This window comes from Pigmentiphaga litoralis, assembly GCF_048632615.1.
GTDB lineage: Bacteria > Pseudomonadota > Gammaproteobacteria > Burkholderiales > Burkholderiaceae_B > Pigmentiphaga > Pigmentiphaga litoralis_B.
Map to the genome: position 1 here is coordinate 4,596,457 of NZ_CP184479.1, position 25,695 is coordinate 4,622,151.

General features: G+C 64.2%; 21 protein-coding genes and 2 pseudogenes. 15 read left to right on the plus strand and 8 right to left on the minus strand.

Annotation, left to right across the window (positions count from 1 at the left end; genetic code table 11):
• Nucleotides 1–29 precede the first annotated feature (29 nt).
• From ACNANG_RS21235 to ACNANG_RS21255, 5 genes are all read left to right on the plus strand, one after another.
• Nucleotides 30–1,043: a YihY/virulence factor BrkB family protein gene (locus tag ACNANG_RS21235; protein ID WP_420224670.1), complete on the plus strand. Its 1,014-nt coding sequence runs from the start codon at nt 30–32 to the stop codon at nt 1,041–1,043.
• A 66-nt stretch (nt 1,044–1,109) separates the two neighbouring features.
• On the plus strand, nt 1,110–1,922 hold the full coding sequence (locus ACNANG_RS21240) for a hypothetical protein (RefSeq protein ID WP_420224671.1): 813 nt from the start codon (nt 1,110–1,112) through the stop codon (nt 1,920–1,922).
• Nucleotides 1,923–2,255: 333 nt separating this feature from the next.
• Entirely contained in the window at nt 2,256–3,026 is a 771-nt protein-coding gene (locus tag ACNANG_RS21245; RefSeq protein WP_420224672.1) for a GntR family transcriptional regulator, read from the plus strand.
• A gap of 112 nt (nt 3,027–3,138) precedes the next feature.
• The gene (locus ACNANG_RS21250) at nt 3,139–4,179 is read left to right on the plus strand and encodes a Rieske 2Fe-2S domain-containing protein (RefSeq protein WP_420224673.1); all 1,041 of its coding nucleotides are present in this window, start codon (nt 3,139–3,141) and stop codon (nt 4,177–4,179) included.
• A 258-nt stretch (nt 4,180–4,437) separates the two neighbouring features.
• Entirely contained in the window at nt 4,438–5,217 is a 780-nt protein-coding gene (locus tag ACNANG_RS21255; RefSeq protein ID WP_420227620.1) for a GntR family transcriptional regulator, read from the plus strand.
• Nucleotides 5,218–5,259: 42 nt separating this feature from the next.
• Here ACNANG_RS21255 and ACNANG_RS21260 read toward each other — a convergent pair.
• Nucleotides 5,260–5,636: pseudogene (locus tag ACNANG_RS21260) on the minus strand (RidA family protein).
• The gene (locus ACNANG_RS21265) at nt 5,633–6,409 is read right to left on the minus strand and encodes an alpha/beta hydrolase (RefSeq protein ID WP_420224674.1); all 777 of its coding nucleotides are present in this window, start codon (nt 6,407–6,409) and stop codon (nt 5,633–5,635) included. Before ACNANG_RS21265 ends, ACNANG_RS21260 begins: the two are co-directional and overlap by 4 nt.
• Before the next feature lie 293 nt (nt 6,410–6,702).
• Here ACNANG_RS21265 and ACNANG_RS21270 point away from each other — a divergent pair, with 293 nt between their 5' ends.
• The 5 genes from ACNANG_RS21270 to ACNANG_RS21290 all read left to right on the plus strand — a co-directional run bounded on the left by ACNANG_RS21270 (nt 6,703) and on the right by ACNANG_RS21290 (nt 11,721).
• A complete protein-coding gene (locus ACNANG_RS21270) occupies nt 6,703–7,590 on the plus strand; it encodes a DctP family TRAP transporter solute-binding subunit (protein ID WP_420224675.1) in 888 nt (295 codons plus the stop codon).
• 118 nt (nt 7,591–7,708) lie between these two features.
• Entirely contained in the window at nt 7,709–8,221 is a 513-nt protein-coding gene (locus ACNANG_RS21275; protein ID WP_420224676.1) for a TRAP transporter small permease, read from the plus strand.
• A gap of 31 nt (nt 8,222–8,252) precedes the next feature.
• Nucleotides 8,253–9,542, plus strand: coding sequence for a TRAP transporter large permease (locus ACNANG_RS21280; RefSeq protein ID WP_420224677.1), 1,290 nt, complete (start codon nt 8,253–8,255; stop codon nt 9,540–9,542).
• A 96-nt stretch (nt 9,543–9,638) separates the two neighbouring features.
• A complete protein-coding gene (locus ACNANG_RS21285) occupies nt 9,639–10,757 on the plus strand; it encodes a porin (RefSeq protein ID WP_420224678.1) in 1,119 nt (372 codons plus the stop codon).
• A gap of 157 nt (nt 10,758–10,914) precedes the next feature.
• A complete protein-coding gene (locus tag ACNANG_RS21290) occupies nt 10,915–11,721 on the plus strand; it encodes a DUF1266 domain-containing protein (protein WP_420224679.1) in 807 nt (268 codons plus the stop codon).
• A 104-nt stretch (nt 11,722–11,825) separates the two neighbouring features.
• Here ACNANG_RS21290 and ACNANG_RS21295 read toward each other — a convergent pair whose 3' ends face one another.
• Together ACNANG_RS21295 and ACNANG_RS21300 are read right to left on the minus strand one after the other, a co-directional pair.
• Nucleotides 11,826–13,142 carry a methyl-accepting chemotaxis protein gene (locus ACNANG_RS21295; protein WP_420224680.1) on the minus strand — a complete coding sequence of 439 codons (1,317 nt, stop codon included), beginning with the start codon at nt 13,140–13,142 and terminating at the stop codon, nt 11,826–11,828.
• A gap of 14 nt (nt 13,143–13,156) precedes the next feature.
• Nucleotides 13,157–13,879: a response regulator transcription factor gene (locus tag ACNANG_RS21300; RefSeq protein ID WP_420224681.1), complete on the minus strand. Its 723-nt coding sequence runs from the start codon at nt 13,877–13,879 to the stop codon at nt 13,157–13,159.
• 518 nt (nt 13,880–14,397) lie between these two features.
• Between ACNANG_RS21300 and ACNANG_RS21305 the strand changes: the two genes are divergently transcribed.
• Entirely contained in the window at nt 14,398–16,092 is a 1,695-nt protein-coding gene (locus ACNANG_RS21305) for a putative bifunctional diguanylate cyclase/phosphodiesterase (protein ID WP_420224682.1), read from the plus strand.
• Nucleotides 16,093–16,123: 31 nt separating this feature from the next.
• Entirely contained in the window at nt 16,124–17,599 is a 1,476-nt protein-coding gene (locus ACNANG_RS21310) for an HDOD domain-containing protein (RefSeq protein ID WP_420224683.1), read from the plus strand.
• Nucleotides 17,600–17,608: 9 nt separating this feature from the next.
• On the opposite strand, the gene ACNANG_RS21315 is transcribed toward ACNANG_RS21310, so the two are convergent.
• The 4 genes and pseudogenes from ACNANG_RS21315 to ACNANG_RS21330 all read right to left on the minus strand — a co-directional run.
• Nucleotides 17,609–18,616, minus strand: a complete 1,008-nt coding sequence (locus ACNANG_RS21315) for a response regulator (protein WP_420224684.1) — start codon at nt 18,614–18,616, stop codon at nt 17,609–17,611.
• The gene (locus ACNANG_RS21320) at nt 18,616–19,617 is read right to left on the minus strand and encodes a response regulator (RefSeq protein WP_420224685.1); all 1,002 of its coding nucleotides are present in this window, start codon (nt 19,615–19,617) and stop codon (nt 18,616–18,618) included. The genes ACNANG_RS21315 and ACNANG_RS21320 overlap by 1 nt, the downstream gene beginning before the upstream one ends.
• Nucleotides 19,500–21,935 (minus strand): PAS domain S-box protein, encoded by a 2,436-nt coding sequence (locus ACNANG_RS21325; RefSeq protein ID WP_420224686.1) that lies wholly within the window; start codon nt 21,933–21,935, stop codon nt 19,500–19,502. Before ACNANG_RS21325 ends, ACNANG_RS21320 begins: the two co-directional genes overlap by 118 nt.
• 89 nt (nt 21,936–22,024) lie before the next feature.
• A pseudogene (locus ACNANG_RS21330) lies at nt 22,025–22,582 on the minus strand (MHYT domain-containing protein); the annotation flags it as partial.
• Nucleotides 22,583–22,652: 70 nt separating this feature from the next.
• Here ACNANG_RS21330 and ACNANG_RS21335 point away from each other — a divergent pair.
• From ACNANG_RS21335 to ACNANG_RS21345, 3 genes are all read left to right on the plus strand, one after another.
• Entirely contained in the window at nt 22,653–23,804 is a 1,152-nt protein-coding gene (locus ACNANG_RS21335) for an ABC transporter substrate-binding protein (protein WP_420224687.1), read from the plus strand.
• Between the two features lie 120 nt (nt 23,805–23,924).
• Nucleotides 23,925–24,806 carry a branched-chain amino acid ABC transporter permease gene (locus ACNANG_RS21340; RefSeq protein ID WP_179586533.1) on the plus strand — a complete coding sequence of 294 codons (882 nt, stop codon included), beginning with the start codon at nt 23,925–23,927 and terminating at the stop codon, nt 24,804–24,806.
• A gap of 18 nt (nt 24,807–24,824) precedes the next feature.
• Nucleotides 24,825–25,694: a branched-chain amino acid ABC transporter permease gene (locus ACNANG_RS21345; RefSeq protein ID WP_420224688.1), complete on the plus strand. Its 870-nt coding sequence runs from the start codon at nt 24,825–24,827 to the stop codon at nt 25,692–25,694.
• The last annotated feature ends 1 nt before the right edge of the window (nt 25,695 follow it).

The window sequence follows — 25,695 nt, forward strand, 5'->3', positions numbered from 1 at the left end:
TACCGGCCTTGCCGGCAAATGGGCAGCGCATGATCAAACGTTTTTTCGTCCTCGCCAAGAAGTCGGTCAACGCATGGGTGGACGATTACGCACCCAGCATGGGCGCCGCCATTTCCTACTACACCGTGTTCTCGATGGCGCCGTTGCTCATCATTGTGCTGTCGGTCGCCGGTTTCATCTGGGGCCGTGAGGCCGTCGAAGGCCAGCTGTACGGCCAGCTCACGTCCATGATCGGGCAGGAAGGCGCTTCCGGCGTGCAAAGCCTGATCGCCAGCGCCGACAAGCCTGCGGCGGGCATCGTGGCCACCATCGTCAGCGTGGCGGTGTTGATCTTCGGTGCAACCACCGTGTTTGCCGAACTGCAAAGCGCGCTGGATCGTATCTGGCAGGTGCCCGAAGAACAAAAGCAAAGCGGCATCCTGTCGACGATCCGCGCTCGCCTGCTGTCGTTTGGCCTGGTGCTGTGTCTGGCTTTCCTGCTGATGGTGTCTCTGGTGATCAGCGCCGGACTGGCCGCGGTGGGCAGTTATGCCACGGATCTGTTTCCCGGCTGGGAAGTGCTGATGCGCATGCTGAACATTGCCGTATCGCTGGCCATCACCACCGTGCTGTTCGCGTTGATTTTCAAGATGATGCCCCAGGCCAAGATCGCCTGGCGCGACGTGTGGGTGGGCGCCTTCGTGACCGCCTTGCTGTTCGAGGTGGGCAAGCTGCTGATCGGCTTGTACATCGGCAAGAGTTCGGTCACGTCGTCATTTGCGGCGGCCGGCTCGCTGGTGGTGGTGCTGTTGTGGGTGTACTACGCGGCGCAGGTGTTCTTGCTCGGCGCGGAATTTACCTGGGTCTATGCCAACGAACACGGCTCGCGCGCTAACGAAGGCGTGGACACCGATACCGGCAAGCAATCCAGCCTGCCGCCCAGCAAGTCCGATGACGGCGCCGGCTCGGGGAACGCCCAGCCTGCCGCCATCCCGGCGGTACAACCGCTGATGCCGCGCCTGGCGTCCCGCAAGCCCATGCCTTACCGCCGCAGCCCGACCTGATTGGTATCATGGCCTCCCGCCCGCACGGCGATCGCCGCGCGGGCGGGATTGCCATTTCAGGACACCATGACGATCAAGATCAACGACGAACTGCGCGCCTACATCGACCCGCTGACCCCCGACGAATACGACGCGCTCGAGCGCAGCCTGCTGGCCGAAGGCTGCCGCGACGCGCTGGTGCTGTGGGGCGACTTGCTGGTGGACGGCCACAACCGGTACGCCATCTGCACCAAACACGACCTGCCGTACAAGACGATCCAGAACGAACGCTTCACCAGCATTGACGACGTCCACCTCTGGATGATCGACAATCACCTGGGCCGGCGCAGCGTATCGGATTTCCAGCGGGGCATTCTTGCCTTGCGCAAGAAAGACATCGTACTGGCGCGCGCTCGCGCTTTGGAGGACGCCGCGGCCGCCGCTCAGGCGAACACCGACGCTGCGGCCGCAGCCGATGCCGACAGGTCCGCGCCGCCTCCCGTACTTGCCACCCGCGAATCGATCGCCAAGGCCGCGCGAGTCAGCAGCGCCACCATCGGGCAGATCGAAAAGATCCAGCGGGAAGCCGCGCCGGAACTGGTGCAGGCCGTTAAGGCGGGCGAGATTTCGATCAATGCCGCGGCCGCCGTGGCCACCTTGCCGGTGGACGCCCAGCAGGCCGCCGTGGCAGGCGGGCGCAAGGAGTTGCGCGAGGCGGCCCGCCTGGTGCGCGAGCAGAAAGCGGCCGCCCGGCCGCCGAAAGCGCCCAAGGAAGAGGGGGTGAGGGCGACGGCAAGACGACCGGCCCGGCAAGCGATAGCGAGCACGCACGCCTGCTGGAAAAGATCGCAACGCTCGAAGACGAAAACGCCAAGCTGCGCCGACAGGTGGTCGGCCTGACGAGCGCGCTGGAGGCCGCGCGCCGCGAGGCCAGCGAAGGGTAAGGCGCGGCGCCGTTGTAGCTCCGCGCTTTGCCAGCGCACATGCGGCCGTCAGCACGCTGTATACAAGCGCACTGTCGGCGGCCAGGTGCGGCAGTAAACTCAATTCGTTAGCCCCCGCTTAAGCCACTTTCGGTCGATTGATGGGCCCCAAACTAGGGGCTTTCCCTTGATTCGGGTGCGCCGTATTGCTTGGTCCAGACACGCTGTATACACTGTGTATTCATCATTCACGTCCGCCACATCGGCGGCGTTGGCGGTTCATACAGCGGGTCTATCCATGCAAGACGACATGATCAGCTCCATCGACAGCAAGGCCCCTGCTGCCACGCAGGCAGCCGCCTCGCAGACCGTGCGCGCGCTCCTGGGCCTGCGTGAACTGATACTGGGTGGCGAACTTGCGGCTGGGGCACGCATATCGGAATTGTGGGTCGTCGAACGCCTGGGCGTTTCTCGAACGCCGGTCCGCGCCGCGCTGATCCGCCTGCAGGAAGAAGGCCTGCTGGATGTCATCCCTTCCGGCGGCTACGCGGTGCGCCTGTTTTCAGAGAGCGAGATCCGCGACGCCATCGAACTGCGCGGCACGCTGGAAGGCCTGGCCGCGCGGTTGGCCGCCGAACGCGGCGTGTCCGAAAGCTGGCTGCGCCACATGCAGGATTGTGTCGATCAGATCGACGACATCCTGGCCGGCGAACTGACCGAAGCCAAGTTCTCGACCTACGTCGAAGTCAACGAGCGCTTCCATCGCCTGCTGGCCGCGGCCTCCAGTAGCAGCGTGATTGAACGCCAACTGGAAAAAGTGATGTCGCTGCCGTTCGCGTCGGCCAGTGCGTTCGTCATGGTCCAGTCCATCGACCCGGGCGGCCGTGACGTGCTGGTCCTGGCCCAGGCGCAGCACCGCTCGCTGCTGCAGGCGATCCGCCAGCGCGAAGGCGCCCGGGCCGAAGCCTTGATGCGTGAACACGCCCGCATCGCGCATCACAATTTGCAAAGCGCCTTCGATAATCAGAAGGCGATGACCCGTTTGCTTGGCGGTAATCTGATCCGCCGCCCGGCGGCGTAGCCTGCGCTGCGCCGCCCAGTCATAACCAGAAGTCGTGGCCGCGCCCTGGCGCGCGGACTGCACCGGTAACCCCTGCCGACCGGCCGCCGCCGGAGGCGCTATGGAGATAGACATGTTCCTGAAAAATACCTGGTACGTTGCCTGCACCCCCGACGAGATCGACGGCAAGCCGCTCGGCCGGCAGGTGTGCGGCGAAAAGATCGTGTTCTTTCGCGGACCCGACGGCAAGGTCGCGGCCACCGAAGACTTCTGTCCGCACCGCGGCGCGCCTCTGTCGCTCGGCTTCATGCGCGAAGGCCGGCTGGTCTGCGGATACCACGGCCTGGAGATGGGCACCGACGGCAAGTGTGCCGGCATGCCCGGCCAGCGCGTCGGCGGCTTTCCCGGACTGCGCACCTTTCCGGTCATCGAACGTTATGGCTTCATCTGGGTGTGGACGGGCGAGGCCGAACTGGCGGACCCGGCCAAGCTGCACCACCTGGAATGGGCCGAAAGTCCCGATTGGGCGTATGGCGGCGGCCTGTACCACATCAACTGCGACTACCGCCTGATGATCGACAACCTCATGGACCTGACCCATGAGACCTACGTGCACGCAAGCAGCATCGGCCAGACCGAGATCGAAGAGTCCGCCCCGTCCACCAAGATCGAAGGCGAGTCCGTCGTGACCAGCCGCTTCATGGAAAATGTCATGCCGCCGCCCTTCTGGGCATCGGCCTTGCGGGGCAATGGCCTGGATGGCGACGTGCTTTGCGACCGTTGGCAGATCTGCCGCTTCACCCCGCCCAGCCACGTGCTGATCGAGGTGGGCGTGGCGCATGCCGGCAAGGGCGGCTACCACGCCGACCCCGCGCACAAGGTGTCGAGCATCGTGGTCGACTTCATCACGCCCGAAACCGAAACGTCGATCTGGTACTTCTGGGGCATGGCGCGCAATTTCCGTCCGCAAGACGAAGCGCTGACCGCGATGATCCGCGAAGGGCAGGGCAAGATCTTCGGTGAAGACCTGGAGATGCTGGAAGCGCAGCAGCGCAACCTGCTGGCCAATCCAACGCGCCGCATCCTCAAGCTCAACATCGATGCGGGCGGCGTCAAATCGCGCGAGATGATCGACCGCCTGCTGGAACAGGAAAAGCGGCCACTCGCGGCGTAATCACCCGCCGTCGTTCAAAAAATCCATGCCGATGCATGGATTTTTTGGTCGAGGCGGGAGGTGGCCATCGATACCGCAACGACATCCCGGCGCGACGCCTTGCCCCGGCATGGTGCGGGTAAGACCCGGCGATTGCGCCCGCCTGTGCTGTCTCCAGGCAATGCACTATATAAATTATGCGCGATCGCATAAAATCATGGGTCTGCGCGGCAAGACCTTCCTGGTCAGGCGCGGTTTTTCTGGCCCACGCACCATGTCATCGCATTTGCGGACTCAAGACCTTCCCCCACACGCACGCTTTCGGAGCGCGCGTACCGGCTGCTGCGCGACGACATCCTGGCGGGCCGTCTGGAACCGGGTTCCAAGCTCAAGTTGCAGACGCTGCAGAAGCGCTACGGCCTGGGCATCAGTCCCATCCGCGAAGCCCTGATGATGCTGTCCAACGAACGCCTGGCGGCCAACGAAGGCCAGCGCGGTTTCAGCGTGGCCGACGTATCGGCAGAAGACCTGGCCGACATCGTCAAGGCGCGCCGCCACATCGAAGGCATCCTGCTCAAGGAAGCCATCGAACATGGCGACGACGAGTGGGGCGCCGCGATCGCTGCGGCGTACTACAAGCTGGCGCGCACGCCATTGCCTACCGATACCAGCGACGACGAAGCGATCGAACGCTTCGAGCGTGCCCATCGCAACTTCCACCTGGCCATGTTGAGCGGCGCGCGTTCACCCTGGCTGCTGCGCATCGATGAACAGTTGGTCGCGCATTCGGAGCGGTACCGCCGTATCCGTCTGCTGCACGTCGAAGGCGTGCAGTCGGCGTCGGCCTATGAAACGCGCGAAGAAGACAACGTCGTGGCCGAACACGAACGTCTCATGCAGGCGGTATTGGACAAGGACCTGCCCGCGGCATTGGCGCTGCTGGACCAGCACATCGGCGACACCGGCCGGCTGGTGGCGGACTACCTGGGCTATGACGGCAAGGGTGGACCTGGCGCTGGCCAGTCCGTGCGTCACCTGCCGTCCCTAGCAGACAGGTGACGCACGCAGCCGTGGCGCGCACTTAACGTTGCGCGCTCACGCTCATCGCGCGGCCGGTGCGCCGAACGCCACGAGTTCGATTTTCATGCCGGGCACCACGAGTTGCACCGCGGCGCTCGACCGGCTGGGATAGGGCGCGGTAAAGAACTCGCGGTAGATCGCGTCAATGGTCTTCATGTCCTTGACGTCGGTCATGTAGATCAGCACCTGGGCCACATCGGCCAGCGTGCCGCCGCCGGCCTCCATCGCTTTCTGCAGATTGCGGAAGGTCAGCCTTGCCTGGTCTTCGATCGGACCGGTGTCGATGGTGCCGTCATCCCGCACCGGTCCGGCCGACGTGAAGATCACGCCATTGGCGCGCACCGCCCACGAAAAGGTTGGCCGACATCCGGCAGGTTGACGTCGAGGACTTCTTTCATGGGGCGGTATTCCGTACGAGTTGATCGAGGTCAGCGTACCACTGGTCCGCGGGGTCGCGCAGGGTCAGGTGCGTGTCGAAATGGGTCATGCCCGCACGCATCGTCAGGGTCGACGACGCAGGCTGCGCAGCCAGCAGGCGCGCCATGCGGCGGTTCGACAGGATCACGCGCGCACTGTCGTTCTCGCCATACGTCAGGCGCATGGGCACCCGGTTGCCGCGCGTCCAGCTGATGGGGCTCATCAGCGCGTCGTCATCCCGATCGGCCAGGACGGCCGTATACACGCGATCATCAAGGCTGTCGGGCACGGGCGACGTGTGATGCAGGTCCAAAATGCCGCTGATCGGCAGGCAGCCGCGGATGGAAGCCGAGGGGACGCCCACCTGTTCCAGCGCGTCGGTCTGCAGCGCCGTCATCATTGCAAGATGCCCACCGGCCGAATGGCCGCTCAGATACATGCGGGTGGCGTCGATGCCGTGCGATGCGCCGTGTGCCGTCAGGTGCGCCAGCATCGCGCGGCAGTCGTCGATCGGCGCCGGCATGCGGTGTTCGGGCGCCAGACGGTAGGTCGGCGCGACCAGCACCATGTTCAGCCTGGCAACCCGCGAGGCCATGAAGCCTGTGAATTCCTTGTAACCATTAGTCCATCCGCCGCCGTGCCAGAACACCAGCACAGGCAGTCCGCTGGCGCCCGCAGGCGCAAAGACATCGTAGCGGTGGGCGGTGTCTGGACCGTAAGCCACGTCACGCGCAATGACGAGGCCATCAGGCACCTCGGCGGACCACGCAAGTGCTTGATCCGCATAATCTTCCGCGGCTTTGAACGGAAGGGGAGGCTGGGGTGCCAGGTTGAAAGCAATGCGCCGGGTCAAGGAAGTCATCCAGTCAAAAAGTCGCCCTATGGTCACCGAAAAAAATCCCAAACGCAATAATTTATATTTTCGTGGAAACTTATATTGACACCGTAGTTACATAAAAACGAGAATAAAGATCAGCAAGCGGGCTCATGCGGGCCGCGCCGGCAACCTCTCTTGTCTCGTGCATTGTTCCTGTCTGGAGTCTGTCAATGAGCCGCCCCACGTTGTCCCTGCTGTACAAGCGCACGCTTGTCATGGGTCTTGTCGCTGCCGCTGCCCTGGCTGCCCCCGCCGCCCACGCGCAACAGCTCGTCCGCATTTCCGCGGCGTCGATCGATACAGACGCGCTCAGCAAGTCGCTTGTGACATTCAAGGACACGCTGGAAAAGTCGGCGCCCGGCCGTTTCGACATCAAGGTCTACCCGGCCAGCACGCTGTTCAAGCAGGGCACCGAAGTGCCGGCCATGCAGCGCGGCAATCTCGAAATGAGCACGATGACCACGTTCGAGGTGGAACAGCAGATCCCGGAATTTGCTGTGTTCAGCACCGGCTACCTGTTCCGTGACTATGGCCACATGAAGGCCGTGTTCGCCAGCCCGATCGGGGCCGAGTACGCCAAGAAAGTGGAAGACGTCATGGGGATCAAGATCCTCCAGCCGTTCTACCTGGGCACGCGTCAGGTCAATCTGCGCAAGGCGCGTGACGTGAAGGGCCCGGACGATCTGAAAGGCGTGAAGCTGCGGGTGCCCGGCGGCCCGGGCTGGCTCGCGCTGGCGCGTGGCCTGGGCGTCAGCCCGACGCCCATGGCCATGCCCGAGGTCTATTTGGCCCTGAGCACCGGCACCATCGACGGCCAGGAAAATCCCTTATCCATCATGCGCGCCAACAAGCTGGAAGAGGTCACTCAGCAGATTGTGCTGACGTCGCATCTGGTGCAGCCCGTGTTCCTGGCCATGGCTCTGCCGATCTGGAACAAGCTGTCGGCCGACGACCAGGCCAAGGCCATGTCCGCCGCCAAGGTCGCGGCCGAGGCCAACGACAAGGCCCGCATCGCCGAAGAAAAAGCATCGTCGACGAACTGCAGGCCAAGGGCCTGAAGATCGCGCGGCCCGATACCGCCCTGTTCCGCAAGGCCGTGATGGCGCAATACGAGTCGTCGGGCCTGAAAGCGAAGTGGCCCGCCGGCATGTATGAACGCATCGAGCAGGTCAAGTGATGGAAGAGGTCGAACGCACGCCGCCGGGTGCGATCGAACGCGCCGGGCAGGGCGTGCGCCGGGTGTTCGAGGTGATTGGTGTCGCGCTGCTTGCTCTGGTCCAGCTGACGTTCATGTATGGCGTCATCAGCCGCTATGTCTTCCACCGGCCGGTGGAATGGGCGGACGAGATCGTGATCGTGACCTATCTGTGGTCGATGTTCCTGGCGGCCGCGTTCACTGTCACGCTCAAGGAAAACGTCGCGTTCGACATGATCTACACGGCGCTGCCCGCCAACGGCCGGCGCGTCATGTTGCTGGCCGGCTCGGCGCTGATCGCCGGGCTGCTGGCCTGCGCGACGCCGGCCGTCCATGCCTATGTGGCCTTCTTGACTCGTGAACGGACGCCCGTCCTCGAATGGCCGCTGAATATCGTTTACAGCTGCGTGGTCGTGTTCTTCGTCGTCACGGTGATCCGCGAGCTCTGGCGCTGCGCGGTGCTGTTGTCACCCAAGTGGCAGGAGCATCTGTGACCGCCCTGCCTTCCTACGCCGAGAGCCGTGAATGAGCCATTCCTTCCTGTTGATGATCGTGGTGTTCTTCGTGCTCGCGCTGGTGCGCGTGCCGTTGTCGCTGGCGATGATAGGCAGCAGCGTCGTGTACTTTGTCGTGACGGGCCAGGATCTGGGGCTGATCGCTGACCAGATGATGAATTCCCTCATGAGCAGCTATGTCATGCTGGCCGTGCCGATGTTCATCCTGGCCGCCAACATCATGAACGCGGCCACCATCAGCGATCGCCTGTGGGCCGCGGCCAATGCCATCGTCGGCCGCGCGCAGGGCGGGCTGGCATATGTGTCGGTGCTGCTGCTGATCGTGTCCTCCAGCATGACGGGCAGCGCCATCGCCGATGCATCGGGCGCCGGCATGATGTCCGTGCGCATGATGAAAAAAGTGGGCGGCTACCCGCGGGGCTTTGCGGCCGCGGTGGTGGCCGCGGGATCGACGGCCGCATCCGCGATCCCACCCGCGATTCCGCTGGTCATCTATGCGCTGATTTCGGGCGCGTCGGTGGGTGCGCTGTTCCTGGGCGGACTGCTGCCCGGCATCCTGATGGGCGCGGCGCTGATGGCCGTGATCTATTTCCTTGCCCCGCGCATGAACCTGCCGCGTGGCGAAGCGGTGCCCCGGCGGGATCTGCCCAAGGTGTTCGGCCAGGCCATCATCCCGATGACCTTGCCGGTGGTGTTGCTGGGCGGGATCTGGGCCGGCATCTTCACGCCGACCGAAGCGGCCGCCGTGGCTGGCGGTTATGCGCTGCTGCTTGGCCTGTTCGTGTATCGCGCGCTCAATCCCAAAGTGCTGTTCGCGGTGTTTGCGGAATCGTCGCGCGCGTCTGCCGTGGTCATGCTGCTGATCGCCGGCGCCTACGTGACGAACTATGTGGTGACGGCGGAAGGCCTGGATCGCATGTTCCTGACGTGGATCCAGAGCCTGGGCCTGGGTCCGGTCGGATTCTTCCTAACGGTGAATGTGCTGCTGCTGGCCATGGGCATGTTGTTCGATACCGGCGTGTTGCTGTTGGTGGTGATCCCCATCCTGATGCCGACGGTCAAGGCGCTGGGCATCGATCTCGTGCACTTTGGCGTCGTGATCGTCATCAACCTGATGATCGGCCTGTCGATGCCGCCGCACGGGATGTTGCTGTTCGTCCTTAGCGCGCATTCAAAAACGCCCGTAGGTGAAATTTTCAAGGCAATCCTGCCTTTCATTGCCGCATTGCTGGCTGTGTTGCTGCTGATGACTTTGGTGCCGGAGACGGTGCTGTGGTTGCCTCGGCTGTTTGGTTATTGAGCTTGTCTTGATCTTTGAAGTTTCTGGCACGGTTGGCGGGCATCCGGTCCGCCCATCGTCGACTTGTCCTTATCCGTTCACGATCGGAGAAATCGAGTGAAAAAGCTCACGCTTCCCCTGGCCATCCTGGCCGCCCTGTCCGGCAACGCCGCGCTCGCGCAAAGCAACGTCACCTTGTATGGCCTGATTTCGGAAGGCTATGTCTACACCAACAATGTCGGCGGCAAGAGCATGTCCGAGATGAAGGGCAATCTGCAGCAGGGCTCGCGCTGGGGTATCCGCGGCACCGAAGACCTCGGCAACGGCAACAGCGCCGTCTTTACGCTGGAAAGCGGCTTCTCTCCGGACACGGGACAGTCGGCGCAAGGCAACCGCCTGTTCGGCCGCGCCGCGGTCGTCGGCCTGTCGAACAAGACCTGGGGTACCGTGACCGTCGGCCGCCAGGCCGATGCCATGTCGCAGACCCTGCAGGGCTATGAGTCGGCCATCCAGATCGCCGCCACCGGCACCCACATCGGTGACAACGACAACTTGTTCCCGACCGCCCGTATCAACAACTCGGTGCAGTACTCGGGCCAGTTCGGCGGCCTGGGCGTCAAGACCGTGTACGGTTCGTCGGACCGTGCCGGCGCGCCCAGCGACAACCGGAGCTTCAGTATTGGCGCGACGTGGGCGCAAGGCCCCTGGGCCCTGAGCGCCGCCATGCACGACTTGCGTCGTCCGGGCAGCGGCACCAACGCCGGCGGCGCGGTGTCGGGCGACTACGGTGCGTTCTCGCCGTTCATTACCAGCCCGACGTCGGGCGCGGGCGTGGCGCGCCAGACCACCAGCGGCGCGGGCGGCTCGTACGCGCTGACCGCGGGCACCAAGCTGTCGCTGCTGTACACGCACACCGAGTTCAAGTACATCGACAACACCGGTCTAAAGCTGTCCAACTACGAAGCTGCCATCACCAGTTTCGTGACGACCAACACCCAGCTGGGCGCCGGCTACGTGTTTACCGATGGCAAGTACGACAGCAACGGCAACAAGCCGAAGTGGCACCAGTTGAACCTGGCGGCCGACTACTTCTTCTCGAAGCGCACCGACGTGTACCTGGTCGGTCTGTATCAGAAGGCTGCCGGCGACGCGCGGTTCGCGCAGCTGTTCACGACGGGCCCGTCGGACTCCAAGACGCAGGCACAGCTGATCGCGGGCATCCGCCACAAGTTCTGACGGCTCCTTTCGGGCTTGCATGACGCTTGAACAAATGCCGGCTATGCCGGCATTTGTATTGGTAAATCGGTAACAAAACAGCTTACGGACTCACCGTAGCTCCGGGAAGGCCGTCATACACTACGCGGCAAGCTTTTTTCTCTTCTCGGATGCACGAATGCCTCAGTTGCCCTGGTACGTCTACGTACTCTTGGCCATCATTGCCATGTTGGGATGCTGGCTGCTGCTGCCGGCACGCAAACCGAAACCCCGCGATCGCGACACCTTCCGCCGTAGTTCTCCTGCCACGGCGGTCACAGGTGAACGCGCGCGTCAACTGCTTCCGGGGCTGATCCACGCCGTCGACTTCGGCGCCACCGTCGACAGCCTGACCACGGGCGTCAAGCGCGCCCGCGTGGCCAGTGCCTTGAACGACTGGTGGAACATCGGCAGCACCGAGCAGGCGCAATCCACGCTGGGCTGGCTCCTGCAGGAAGGGCATCGCGCGGTCTGGCCGCATGTATGGCGGATTGCCACCTTAGAGCCGGTCGAGAACTGGACGGCGTCCGTGTACGCCATTCGCCAGAAAGTGGATCGCGACCAGATCCAGGAATACCTGAACCATCTGGCCGAAACCCTGCCGGCATTGCAGGAGCAGGGCATCGTGCAATCCAGCGACGACCTGGCGCGCGGCATCGTGGCCTGGGACATGAGCCGCGCGATCATGGTGGCGCGCATGTGCTATGACTGCAAGCTGATCACCGAGCCGCAAGCCTGGGAAGTGATCGCCTATGCGTCGGCAGCGGTGTCGCACGGTCTGTCGTCATGGGAAGACGTGGCCAAGAGCACGGTGATCGGCCGGGCGATGTGGACCGGGCAGGGCGCACCGCTGACAGAGCTGACGGCCATTGCGGCGCAGTGCCGGAACGATCCGACCAGCCCGTGGACCACGACGCCTTTCAAGGCGACCCCAACGGAAGTGTGAGACAGGGCCCAGGCGTTCAACCGAACGCTGGATGCATCCAACAAAAAAAGGCCGTTTCACTGAAACGGCCTTTTTTGTTTGCAGCGCGGGTGTTGCCGAGGGCGTTATTCCCCGACCGTGCTCGAGAAATCCCGCACCACGTGAACGACGCGTTGCGCGCCCAGGCGCATCTGCTCGATCGCGGCGCCGGCTTCGTGCGCCAGCACCACGCCCTGTTCGACTTCGTCGAGGCTGCTGTTCATGCTGGTGACCGCGGCGCGCGTATCCACCTGGACCCGGTCGACCGTACCAGCGATTTCTGTCGTGGAGTTGCGGGTGCGTTCGGCCAGCTTGCGCACTTCGTCGGCCACTACCGCAAAGCCGCGGCCGGCTTCCCCGGCGCGGGCCGCTTCGATCGCGGCGTTCAGTGCAAGCAGATTGGTGCGATCGGCGATCTCCTTGATCGTGGCGACGATCGCGCCGATCCGCTCCGAATGCGCGCCCAGGTTCGAGACCTGGCCGGAAGCGTCTTTCACCATGGACGAGATGGCGCGCATCTTGTCGACCGTTTGCTGGATGACCTGTTCGCCATTGTTGGACAGCGCTTCCGTTTCCAGCGAAATGCGGTAGGCGCTGGCGGCGCTGTCCTTTTCGGCCTGCAGACGCTTGATGCGTTCGGTGACGTCGGTCGCGAACTTGACGACCTTGATCGGGCGGCCGTCGGGATCGAGCACCGGGTTGTAGGTCGCTTCGAGCCACACGATGTCGCCACGCTGGTTGACGCGTTCGCACTGGCCGGAGAAAAAAGCGCCGGAATTGAGGCGTTCCCACAGTTCGGCGTAGTCGCGGCTTGCGGCGTATTCCGGCGTGCACAGGATGTTGTGGTGCTTGCCCCGAACGCCGTCCAGCGTGTAGCCCATGGCTGACAGGAAATTGTCATTTGCCGTCAGGATGGTGCCGTCCATGGCGAATTCGATCACTGCCATTGACCGGCTCAAGGCTTCGGTCACGCTGCGCAGCATGCCGGATTCGCGCACGCGTTCGGTAATGTCGGACGCCACCTTGACGATCTTGACGATACGGCCCGCATCGTCGAGCACAGGCGAATAGGTCGCTTCAAGCCAGATCGGCGCACCCGACTTGTTGACGCGCGAGAAGCGGCCTTGCATCGGTTCGCCCTTGCGCAGGCGATTCCAGAAGTCGGCGTATTCGGCGCTGGAAGCATACCCGGGTTGGCACAGGGTGCGGTGATGGCGGCCCTGCAGTTCTTCCATGCGGTAGCCCACGCTGGAGGCGAACCGGGCGTTGCACCGGAGGATCACCCCGTCGGTGCTGAATTCGACCATCGCCATCGACGCGTCCAGTGCGTCGTGCAAGGCAGTGAAATGCTGTAGTTCGTTCCGTGTCTGCGCAAGTTGCGCTTTGGTCTTGTTATTGAACATGGTGCGTGGCTTTTCTATAGTTCTGATTCGGTGGGAGCGCTTCGGCTCAGGATCTTGACCTGGGTAATGCACATGTATCCGACGCCATACACGTTGCGCAGCTGTAGTTCAGGGGTGCCATGGCCTTTCAGTTTCAGGCGCAGGCGGTGGATCATGGTGTCGAGCCGGTGCGGATCGTAGGCGTCGGGCGACTCGCCCAGGGCGATGATCAAGGCATTGCGGCTGACCGGCATGTGACTGCTGTTCACGAGCGCCGACAGCAGGCGGCTTTCGCCTTCGGTGACGTCGATCATGCGGCCTGCCGGCGAACAGAGCCGGCGCGCGGGCGGGTCGTAAGTCCAGCCTGCGATGTCTTCGGGCGGGGCGGCTTCGACCAGGCGCAGGCGGCGCGACAGCGCCGACAGCGTGGCCACCAGTTCGGCCAGCTTGACCGGTTTCGTCAGATAGTGGTCGGCGCCCGCGCTGAGACCGTGCACCCGGTCCTGGCTGCGCAACCGGCCGGTCAGCATCACGATCCCCATGTGCGGCGCTGCGGCCCGCAGGCGCGCGACATGATTCAGCCCGTTCCCGTCGGGAAGGTTGGCGTCGAGGATCAGGATGTCGGGCGCGCCGGCCTGCATTGCCGTGTCGAGTTCGGCAAGCGTGCTCATGTCCTTGACCTCGTAACCCAGCTGGGAAAGATGATCGGCAACCGTGTTGCGCCAGTCATCCTGGTCTTCGACGATTACCACGCGCATGATGAGGACTCCGACGTGCGTGGCGCGGAAAGCGTAAGCGGTGAAATGTGCACGGCCAAAACGACTCCATTAGGGGCGATCGAATCTCGGTGGAAGGGCCTGAAAAGACCATGCTGCCAGAGACGTGGAAACTATATAGCTCATCCATTTTGGTGAATGTTCACGAATATTCACCCAGCATGAAGGCCCCGAAAATGCTGCTGCAGCAGGCGGATGGCGTCATCCACCGCCTGGCGGGATGTGCTTTCGAGGTTTAACGTCCGTGCTTCGCGCGCGCATAGTTGTAAGAATACTTACCCATTTACGCATCTCCCGTTGTTGCCGCGCTGCACTCCCGGCGGCGCCCGACTCCGATCGCGCGCATAACGTGGCGGCCTGACGGCCAGACGGTAACCGTGCGCGGGAATCGCTAAATATCGTCGGCGCCTTGCCGTTATACGTGTGACTGGCGATCTTGCTTCGCTGCGCCTCACGACGGCAGGCAGGTCGTCGTGAGCCTTCCTGCCGCCCTGTAGCTTATGCAATCTCATCTGCAAGACGTCCTTTCCCCGCCGCTCGCCGCCCTGGAGCAGGCGATCGATTTCCTCGCGCGCATCGACGCGCGCGGTCGCTTCACCTATGTGTCCGAGCCGGGCCTGGCGTTCATCGGGTACCACCGTGAATACCTCAAGATCGTCACGCTGTCCGACCTCGTGCCGGCCAACGAACTGGCAATCCTGAACGCCACGCTGGAACGGGTGCGGCTGACCGGGGACATGCAGCGCTGCACCCTGCATCTGGTCAAGACATTGACCTATCCGCAGCTGGTCGAACTGCGTATCTTGCCCGACGTGTCGCAGCCGGGGGAATGGCTGGTGGTGGCGCAGGACATGTCGGCGTGGGCGGCCAAGGAAGAACGCCTGACCTATGAAATGCACCACGATGCGCTGACGGGGCTCGACAACCTGGCGTCGGCGCGCCGCGAAATCGAACGCGCCAAGCACGAAGCCAACGTAACCGAATCGCAGTTCGCGCTGCTGTTGATAGACATCGACGAGTACTGCCGCGTCAACCAGGCATTCGGATACGAAGCGGGCGACCTCGTGCTGGCCGAGATCGCCACGCGCCTGAAGTCCGCGGTGCATGCGCGCGAGTTCGTCGCGCGTTGCGATAGCGATTCCTTCCTGGTGCTTCTGCGCAACATTCCGGGTCGGGCCTATGTGCAGGAAGTCGCGCGCCGCATTTCCGACGCGATCCTGCAGCCCTACACCCACCACGGGCAGAACCTGCAGCTGTCGATCAAGATCGGCGCGGTGGTGTTTCCCGATGCCGCGAACGACAACGGGCAATTGCTGCGGCTGGCCGACGAGGCCATCGTCCAGGCGCGCAAGGAAGGCGCCAGCTCGTTTGCCTTCTACGCGCCTTACAGCCTGCCCGCGCGCACCGACACGCTCAAGCTCGAATCCGACATGCACAACGGCATCCGGAACGGCGAATTCTCTTTGCACTACCAGCCGATCTACGACCCGTTCCACGACAGCGTGGTCGGCATCGAAGCGCTGATGCGCTGGCAGCATCCCGTGCACGGCGCCGTCCCGCCCGGCGTGTTCATTCCGCTGGCCGAATCGGCCGGGCTGATCGGCTTTCTGGGCGACTGGGCGCTGCGCAACGCCTGCATGCAGCTGATGCAGTGGGATCGCCTCGGCATCCATCTGCAGTACGCCAGCGTGAACGTGTCGGCGCAGCAGTTCCGCGATACGCGGTTTCCGTCGGTGGTGCGCGATGCGGTCACGCTGACCGGCATTTCGCCGCGCCGCATCGTGCTTGAAATCACCGAAAGCGTGCTGATGCACGATCCCCTGCATGCCAAGCGTCTGCTCGAAGACCTGACCGCGCTTGGCATCCGCTTCGCGGTGGACGATTTCGGCACCGGCTATTCCAGCCTGGCCTATCTGCAGAGTTTTCCGCTGGCCACCCTCAAGATCGACCGCCGTTTCATCACCGACCTGCCCACCTCGCGCAACGACCAGGCGATCGTCGACGCGGTGGTGGGCCTGGCCAGGACGCTGGAATTGCAACTGGTCGCCGAAGGCGTCGAAACCCAGGAGCAACTTGGTATGCTCACGGCCCGCGGTTGTCATCTCATACAGGGGTGGCTTATTTGCAAAGCGCTGCCCAGTGCCGAGTTGACGGAAAAATTCCAGCAAGGCATGCTGCGTACGCAGAAACAATGACATGCAGATGTCCACCTGATTGCAGTCCCTTATGCCGGATCCCCAAGACAAGAACGCAGTGATAAGGAAGTTGTGGTTGCGCATCAATGAGCGCGGCGACTTCCCGCTGTTGTCGAATTCCCTGCGGACGACCATCTCCGCCATGCAGGGGAATGACTACGATTTCACTGCCCTTGTCCAGGTCGTGCTTTCCGACTTCACCCTGACGCAGCGCGTCATCCGCCTGGCCAATTCGGCCATGTACATGGCGTTTGGCGGCAACATCACGACGGTGTCGCGCGCGCTGATGGTGCTGGGCATGGAAGCGGTGGGGCACGTGGTGCTGGGCCTCAAGCTGGTCGACCACTTCCAGCAGACCGGCACCCGCCGTATCGAAGCCAAGATGGAACTGAACCGCACCATGCTGGCGAGTCACGTCGCCCGCAAGGTAAGCGAGTCGCGCGACGTGCTGGCCAGCGAAGAAGCGGTGGTCTGCACGCTGATGCGCCAGCTGGGCAAGCTGCTGTGCCTGTTCTATCTCGAAAACGAGTGGAACCAGATCCGCGATCATGCGACGCGCGAAAACTGCGACGAAGAACTGGCCTGCGTGGCCGTGCTGGGTATCTGCTTCGAAGAACTGGGCGAAGAAGTGGCCGAGCGATGGGGCTTGCCGCCCATCATCCGCGAAGGCATGAAGATGTTCGAAGCCGACCCGGATGCCGATCCCGACGTGCCGATATCGGGCGCGACGTGGCTGCAGGCGATCGCCAGCTTTTCGACCCGGGCGTCGCACGACATGACCCTGCCCAGCGCCGATTCGATGGCGCGGGCGCAAAGCCTGAAGCGCACGGCCCTGGAATACGGCAAGCTGCTGTCGGTGCCGCCTTCGGTACTGATGGACATCGTCACGGGCATGGAGCGCGAACAGGAAAGCCAGCAGTTCATCAAGGAAATCGACGACCTGCGCATGCAGTCGGCGCTGGCCGAAGGCGACGCCGAACAGAATATCCGCTACGGCCTGGGCGACCTGCGATCGCTGCCGTCGGAAAACGCGCTGGCGCCCGTGCTGAGCATGGCGTCCGAAACCGTCCTGGCCAGCTTGCGTCTGTCCCGGACCATCGTGTTCGTGCGCGATCCGCGCGGCACTATGTTCGAAGCCAAGATGGGTCTGGGCCCCCATACGGACGACCTGCTGCCCGATCTGCGTTTCGACGAATCGTTTTCGGTGGACGTATTCCACCTGGCCATTACCAATTCGATCGGCATCTTTATCGAGAACGCGCGCGACCCCAAGTTCAGCGCGCACATCCCGGCATGGTTCAAGCGCCTGCTGCCCGACGCGGAAGCCTTCGTGCTGCTGCCGGTGGTGTCCGACAACCACCCGGTGGCGCTGATCTATGGCGACTGGAACAAGGCGGACCTGGTCCGCAAGATCCTGCCGCACGAAATGAAGGCGCTGAACGAACTGGCCAATGAACTGGGCCGGTTCTTTCGGCACGCCGCGACGGGTGTGGCTGCGCCGTCGTAATGCCGTTCATCACTCGGCCGGCTCGGGCTCCGGCCACTGGCGCATCACTTCCCGCACTTCATCCAGTCGGCCAATGAACAGATCGACCAGCGCCGGGTCGAAATGCCTGCCGCGCTGGTCCACCAGATACGCCACCGCGTCGGCTTCGCTCCAGGCGGGCTTGTAGGGGCGTACGGTGGTCAGCGCATCGAACACATCCGCGATGGCCGCGATGCGTCCTTCCAAGGGAATGGCGTCTCCCTGCAGGCCGGCCGGATAGCCGCTGCCATCCCACTTTTCATGGTGCGTCAGCGCGATGCGCGCCGCCGTGGCCAGCAGGCCATCGGCATGTTCGCCAATAATCTCGCCGCCGATGCGCACGTGGTCGCGCATGACTTTCAGTTCGTCCGGACCCAGCGGGCCAGGCTTTTGCAGGATCGCATCCGGAATGCCGATCTTGCCGACGTCATGCATCGGCGCGGCATGCAGGATGTCGTCGGCCTGCTGGGCGGTCAGTCCGGCGGCCAGCGCCAGCAGACGTGAATAGTGGCTCATGCGGATCACGTGCATGCCGGTTTCATTGTCTTTGTATTCAGCGGCCAGGCCCAGGCGCTGCACGATCTGCAGCCGCGTGTCCTTCAATTGCTGGACGTGCACCAGGGACAGGTGCGTGCGCACGCGGGCCTTGAGGATCGGTGCGCTGACCGGTTTCGTGATGTAGTCGACCGCGCCCGCGTCGAAGCCTTCCAGTTCATCGTCGGCGTCAGCCAGGGCGGTCACGAAAATGACCGGCACATCTTTCAGCGCGGGCAGGGCCTTGAGCCGGCGGCAGACGACATAGCCGGTCATGCCGGGCATCATCACATCGAGCAGGATCAGATCGGGCCGCTGCTGCTGCGCCAGCTCCAGCGCGCGGACGCCATCTTTTGCGAACACCAGCCGATAGTCGGCCTGCAGGATCTGCCGCAGCAGGTGCAGATTGGTGGCCTCGTCGTCGACCGCCAGGATCAGCGGAGCATGGCTTGCGGGGGCAGGCATCAGGAAGCGTCCTCGTGCGGAGCGGAAAGGCGTTCAAGCAGCGCGTCCAGTTCCGCAGCCGCCGACGCAAAGTCGAAGTTGTCGGTCAGGTACTGCAGCCGGGCGAGCGCCGGATGGTCCACATGACCGGCCATCAAGGCCATCAATGCATCCAGGTGCGCGGCGTCGAGCTGGCCGCGTCGCATGCCGGCCGACAAGATCTTGACCAGCCCCGTCACGCGCGGCAGGTCGAGCGGCGTGACGGGACGGGCGGGCGTGGCAGGCGGCGCGCGATCGGCATCGCCCAGCGTGCCCTGGATGGCCGTCAAGGCAGCGTCCAGTTGTGCGGGCAAGCCGCGGAGCAGGGCACTGGCGCGCGCTTCGTCGCTGTCGGCAATCGCCTCGTCGATGCCCTGCAGCGTCGCAGCCAGTTGATCCAGCCCCAGGTTGCCCGCCAGACCCCGTACGCGGTGGGCCAGCGCGCGCAGACCGGGACGGTCGTGCCGCTGATGGAGCTCGGCCAGGGTGGTGGCGAGGCTGCGCTGTTCAGCGGCGAACCGGCGCAGCGTGCGGCGATAGAACGCTTCCTGGCCGGTCCAGCGGGCGACGCCGGCGGCAGTGTCGAGCACGACCGGTTCGGGCAGACGCGCGGGCAAGGCAGCGGCACGCGCGGGATACAGGCGCAGCAGGCGGGCGATTTCCATCGACAAGGCATGGAAATCGACGGGCTTGGACGCAAAACCGTCCATGCCCGCCTTGCGCGCGGCGTCGCGATCCGCGTCCATCACGCTGGCCGTCAGGGCGATCACGGGGGTGGCCGCGTCGCCGGCCAGGGCCTGTTCGATGCGCAGGCGGCGGGTGGCTTCCAGTCCATCCATGCCGGGCATCTGTACGTCCATCAGGATCACGTCATACCGATCGCGGGTGGCGAGCCGGACGGCTTCCAGGCCGTCGCTGGCCGTGGCGACGGTGTGGCCCTGGTCTTCCAGCAGCAAGGCCAGCAGCTCAAGATTCTGAGGCACGTCGTCGGCCAGCAGAATGCGCAGGCGCGGAAGCGGCACCGCGCGACGGGGCGCGTCACAGGCCGCCGGTTCGTCGTCCACCGCCGCCAGCGGAAGCCAGACGTGGAAGGTGCTGCCGACATCCACGGTGCTGTCGACCGAAATGCGGCCCCCATCAGCTCGACCAGCTGCTTGCTGATCGTCGTGCCCAGTCCCGTGCCGCCAAAGCGCCGGCTCATGGACGCATCGGCCTGCGTGAAGGGATCGAAAATGGCTTCCAGGCGGTGCTCGGGAATGCCGATGCCCGTATCCGCGACCTGAAAGTGCAGCAGGTCGCCTTCGGCTTCGACCGACAGGGTCACGCTGCCCTTGGCCGTGAACTTGATCGCATTGCCCAGCAGATTGGTCAGCACCTGCCGCACGCGCAGTTCATCGCCCAGAAACACGCCAGGCAGGCCGTCGTCATACCGGATGTGCAGCGACAGGCCCTTGTCGCGCGCGGATGCGCCCATGGTCGACGACAGTTCGTCGATCAGACTCAGCAGATTGAATTCGTTGGATTCCAGATCGACCAGGCCGCGATCGAGCTTGGCGGTGTCCAGGATTTCATTCAGCAGCCGCAGCAGGGACCGCGCCGAATTGCGCACCGTGTCCAGGTGGCGCCGCTGTTCTTCGTCGAGCCGGCCCTGCAGCAGCACGTCGGTAAAACCCAGCACCGCGTTCATGGGCGTGCGGATTTCGTGGCTCATGTTGGCCAGGAAGGCGGTGCGCGCCGCGGCCGCCAGTTCGGCGTGTTCCTTGGCGTCGCGCAGGGCGGCTTCCATGCGTTTGCGCTCGCTGATGTCACGCGAAATCTTGGAAGCGCCAATGACACGCTTGCGGTCATCCAGGATGGGGGAGATCGTGGCCGACACATCGATCAGATGGCCGTCCTTGTGGCGCCGCAACGTCTCGAAGTGGTCCACCCGTTCGCCCCGCGCGATGCGGGCCAGGATCAGCGGTTCTTCGTCCAGCCGATCGGGCGGAAACAGGATCTGCATGGGCTGACCGATCGCTTCGTCGGCCGTGAATCCGAACAGGGATTGCGCGCCGCGGTTCCAGGTGGTGATGATGCCGCTCAGGTCCTTGCTGATGATGGCGTCTTCGGACGACGCCACGATCGCGCGGAAGCGTTGCACGTCGACATCGGCCGCCTTGCGGGCGGTAATGTCGAGGATGACGCCATCCAGCCGCCGCGGCGCACCGGGGCCTTCGTCGGGAAGCGCGCTGCCGTTCTCCCACATCCAGCGCCACTCGCCATTGCGATGCCGCAAGCGGTACTCGAACTGGAAGGGCTGTGCGTCCGCCAGGGCCCGCGTGACTTCGGCATCGACGTGCGCCAGGTCGTCGGGGTGGATCAGGTCGCCGAACAGCACGCGCGGCGGGCTCGCCAGGAAATCCGCGGCCGCGTAGCCGGTCAGGCGTTCCACGCTTTCGCTGATGAACACCATGGGGTAGCCGGGGATGGCCAGACTGCGATAGGCGATGCCGGGCAGATTGCCGATCAGGGATCTCAATTGCTGCTCACTGGACCGCAGCGCCCGTTCGATGTCCTTGCGCGCCGAATTGTCCGTCACGAAGGCCACGAACATATCCCGGCCCCCCACATAGGTGTGGCCGATGGCAAGACGGATCGGCACACGCGTTCCGTCCTTGCGCTCGGCCATTACTTCGCGGCTGTTGACGCCATCGGTCGTGCCTGCCCGCAAGGCATGCGCAAGGCAGTCGGCGAGTTCGGCGCGGTAGGGCCCGGCGATCAGGCGTTCGGCGGGCTGGCCCAGGATCTCGTCGCGCGTCCACAGGAACAGCCGTTCGGCCGACGGGTTGAACGCATCGATCGTACCGTCGGCCGCGATCGTAATGACGCCGTCCATCGCGGTGTCGAGCAGGGCCCGTTGGCGCGCTTCGTTGTCGCGCAGCTCGTTGAACAGTTCGCGGTATCGCAGGAAGCCGTTGATGGCGATCACCAGCGACGTGAACGCCAGGGTCGCAAGCGCGACCGCCACGGCCAGGAAGGCGGCATTGGACGGACCCTCGGCCACCCCGGCATGCGCAGGCATATCCATCCGCGCCGCGGCCATGCCCAGGTAATGCGTGGTGGACACGGCAAGTCCCATGGCGACGGCGCTGGCCAGGCGGGGCAGGCCGGTCGGCAGTTGCCCCGCCCGACGCAGCCGGCAGGGGATCGCCAGGGCAAGGGTGGCGACAAGGGCCGCCGCCACGACCGACAGCGCGACCATGCCCGCGTGAAAGTGCATCTTGCCCGCGACCTGCATGGCGGCCATCCCGGTGTAGTGCATGCCCGCGATGCCCAGGCCAAACAGGGCTCCCCCAGCAGCAGGCGAAGCGGCCCGGGCGCGGGCGTATGGACGATCGCCATGGCGGCGCTGGCCGCCAGCAGGCCGGGCAGCAGGGAGGCCGCCGTCATCGATGCGGAATAGGTGGCGGCGCTGCCGGCGTGCGAGGCGAGCATGCCGACGAAATGCATGGCCCAGATGCCGCCGCCCAGCGCAATGCTGGCGCCGGCAAACCCCAGCGCTCGGGTGCCCGGCTCGCGCGAGCGTTCGATGGACCGGGCATTGAGCAGCGCGGTCCACGCCGCAAAGATGGCGAGCAGCACCGACAGCACGACCAGGGCAGGGTCGTAGTGGCCGAGGGGAACGGACAGGGGAGCGGAAGCAGGCATGGCAGTGTGCACAGGCGACGCGGCGCGCGCCGCCGGAAATGGGTGAGTGAGCACACAGTGCCGTGTTCGCGCCGATTCTATCAGCGTCGGCTTGGCGAAAGCCTGCATTTTCCCCGGGACGGCGGCAGGCGCTGCGATGGCGTGGCACGAGCGCCACGCCGGGGGTCCGCCCAGGCGCTTCGGTGCCCCGATCCGGCCGTGTTGGTGGTGGCGCGTCCGGACAGCCGCTAGAATATGCGGCCAGGCTGACGCCCCACGCATGGGCGGATTGCGCAGGTGACATCAAGACACCTGGCAACGACGAAGCCGATGCCTACAAGGACAACAGAGCATGAATCCAATTTTCAACAAGTCGCTCGTGGCGATTGCCGCCCTGGGTGTGGTGTCGTTTGCCCACGCGGCCGAAGTCAAGATCGGTGTCGCGGCGGCCCTGTCGGGCGGCGCCGGTCAATACGGCAACGCCATCCGCAACGGCTTCCAGCTTGCTGCCGACGAAGTCAACGCCAAGGGCGGCGTGAACGGCAACACCATCAAGCTGGTGATCGAAGACGAGCAGGGCAAGAAAGAAGAAGCCATCAACGTCTTCAAGAAACTGATCTTCCAGGACAAGGTCCTGATGGTGTTCGGTCCGACCCTGTCGAATTCGGCCCAGGCCGCCGACCCGATCGCCCAGGGCGCCAAGACGCCGGTGTTCGGTACGTCCAACACAGCCGATGGCATCACCTCCATCGGTGACTACGTGTTCCGCAATTCCGTGACCGAAGCCGACGTGCTGCCGGAAACCATCAAGGTTGCCGCGCGCCACGCCAACATCAAGAAAGTCGCCGTGCTGTACGGCAACGACGATGTCTTCACCAAGAGCGGTTACGACAACTTCAAGAAGGCCCTGGAAGACCTGAAGATCCCGGTCACCACGACCGAAACGTTCGCCAAGGGCGACGTGGATTTCAAGGCCCAGCTGACCAAGATCAAGGCGTCCAACCCCGACGCGATCGTGTTGTCCGCGCTGATCGCCGAAGGCGGCCCGATCATGGTCGCCGCGCGTCGGCTGGGCATCAACGTGCCCTTCATTGGCGGCAACGGCATGAACTCCGTCCGCATCTTCGATCTGGCCAAGGAAAAGTCGGATGGCCTGTGGGTGGGCAGCCCGTGGTCGATCGAAAACCAGACCGCCGAAAACACCCGCTTCATCTCGGCCTACAAGGCCAAGTACAATGCGGCGCCCGACCAGTTCGCCGCCCAGGCCTACGACGCGTTCTATATCGTGACGCAGGCCCTCGGCAAGGTGTCATTGACCGGCAAGCTCGAAGCCGACCGCAAGGCGCTGCATGATGCGCTGCCGGCCGTGAAGTGGAACGGTGCCACCGGTTCCTTCAGCTTCCGCCAGGCGGCAGGCAAGGGCGGCAAGCCCGCTGGCTACGACGCCGTGCAGACTCCCATCGTGATGAGCACGAAGGGCGGCAAGTACGTGATCGAGAAGTAAGCACTACACGCTGTCGCGGCGCCGCCGCGGTGTTCCCAGGGGCGTGGAGCCTGGCTCCGCGCCCCTGACGTTTTCTGACGGCTCGTTGTGTGGCCGTCTCTTTCAGGCTGGAAATTTGTCATGCTGGAACAGCAACTCGTCAACGCGCTTTCGCTTGGCTGCGTTTACGCCCTGTTCGCGCTCGGCTTCACCCTGGTGTTCGGGGTGCTGGGCGTCATCAACCTGTCGCACGGCGCGGTCTTCATGGCCGGCGCCTACATCGCGCTGCAACTGGTGCTCAAGTTCGACGCACCCTTGTGGCTCGCGGTCGTGGCATCCGCCGTGGGCAGCGGGATCCTGGGCATGCTGATCGACGTGCTGGTGCTCAAGCGCCTGCGCAAGCGCAACGCGCCTCACCTTATTCCCATGATCGCCACCATTGGCGTGGCGATCGTGCTGAACAACGGCATGCAGGGCGTGTTCGGCGCCGAAACGATCCGCTTTCCGGCGGGCATCACGCCCGACGACGCGTTGGAGATCGGGGGCATGCACGTCACCGTCATGGAACTGACCATCATCTTCGTGTCCTTCGCGCTCATGGCGGCGCTGATGTACACGATGAAAAAGACGCAACTGGGCCGTGCGCTGCGCGCGATCGCCGAGTCGCCCAAGGCGGCTTCGCTGCTGGGCATCAACGTCGAAGGCCTGTTCCTGCTGACGTCCTTCGTGGCGGCGGCGCTGGGCGGCATCGCCGGTGTGCTGATCGGCCTGTATTCCAATGCGGTGTTCCCGCTGATGGGGCAGCCCATGCTGCACAAGGGCATTGCAGTCATCATCCTGGGCGGCATGGGCGACATTCGCGGTGCGATGATCGGCGGCCTGTTCCTGGGTTTTGCCGAAGTGCTGTCGGTGGCGTACGTGGGATCCACGATGCGCGACGCCGTGGCGTTCGGTCTGTTGTTCCTGATCCTGCTCGTCCGTCCGCAAGGCCTGTTCGGCAAAGTGCTGGAACGCAAGGCGTAAAAGGGTAGGGAAGACATCATGGAATGGTTTGACAATTTCTGGTCGGTGTACAGCAACCTGGTGCTCAGCCTGGGCACCAATGCGTTGCTGGCGCTGTCCATCTGGCTCACGTTGGCCTGCGGCATGCTGGCCATGGCCAACGCGGCCTTCATGGGGATCGGCGCCTACACGGCCGCGATCCTGACGATGAACTACGAAGTGTCCTTTCCAGTCGCGCTGCTGGGCGGCATGGCGGCGCCGATGCTGGTGGCCTTCATCATCGGCAAGCCCACGCTGCGCTTGTCGGGCGTCTACCTGGCCATGGCCACGCTGGGCTTCGGCGAAGTCGTTCGCGTGTTCATCCTGAATACCGAATCGTGGACCGGCGGCGCGCTGGGCCTGAACGGCATCCCGCAGCAGACGCAGTGGTGGCATGTCGGCCTGGCCGTGCTGCTGACCCTGGTGCTGCTGTATCGCCTGCGCCGATCGAAGATCGGCCGCGCGTTCGAAGCCATCAAGGAAGACGAGACAGCGGCGGGCCTGATGGGTGTCGACGTCAACAACACCAAGCTGCTGGCCTTCGTGCTGGGCGCCTTGCTGGCCGGTCTGGCGGGCGCGCTGAACGCGCATCTGACTTTCTTCATCGGTCCCAACGAATACGGCTTTGACCGCGGCGTGGAAATCCTGACGATGACCATCCTGGGTGGGATCGGCAGCATTGCCGGCCCGGTCGTCGGCAGCGTGATCCTGACCGTGCTGCCGGAAATGCTTCGCGCCTTCAACGACTTCCGCCTGGTCATCAATGGCCTGATCCTGATCCTGATCGTGCTGTTCCTGCCCAAGGGCATCTGGGACCCGTCGCGCATGCGCCGCTGGTTCGGACGCAACCGGCAGACGGGGGCACACTGAC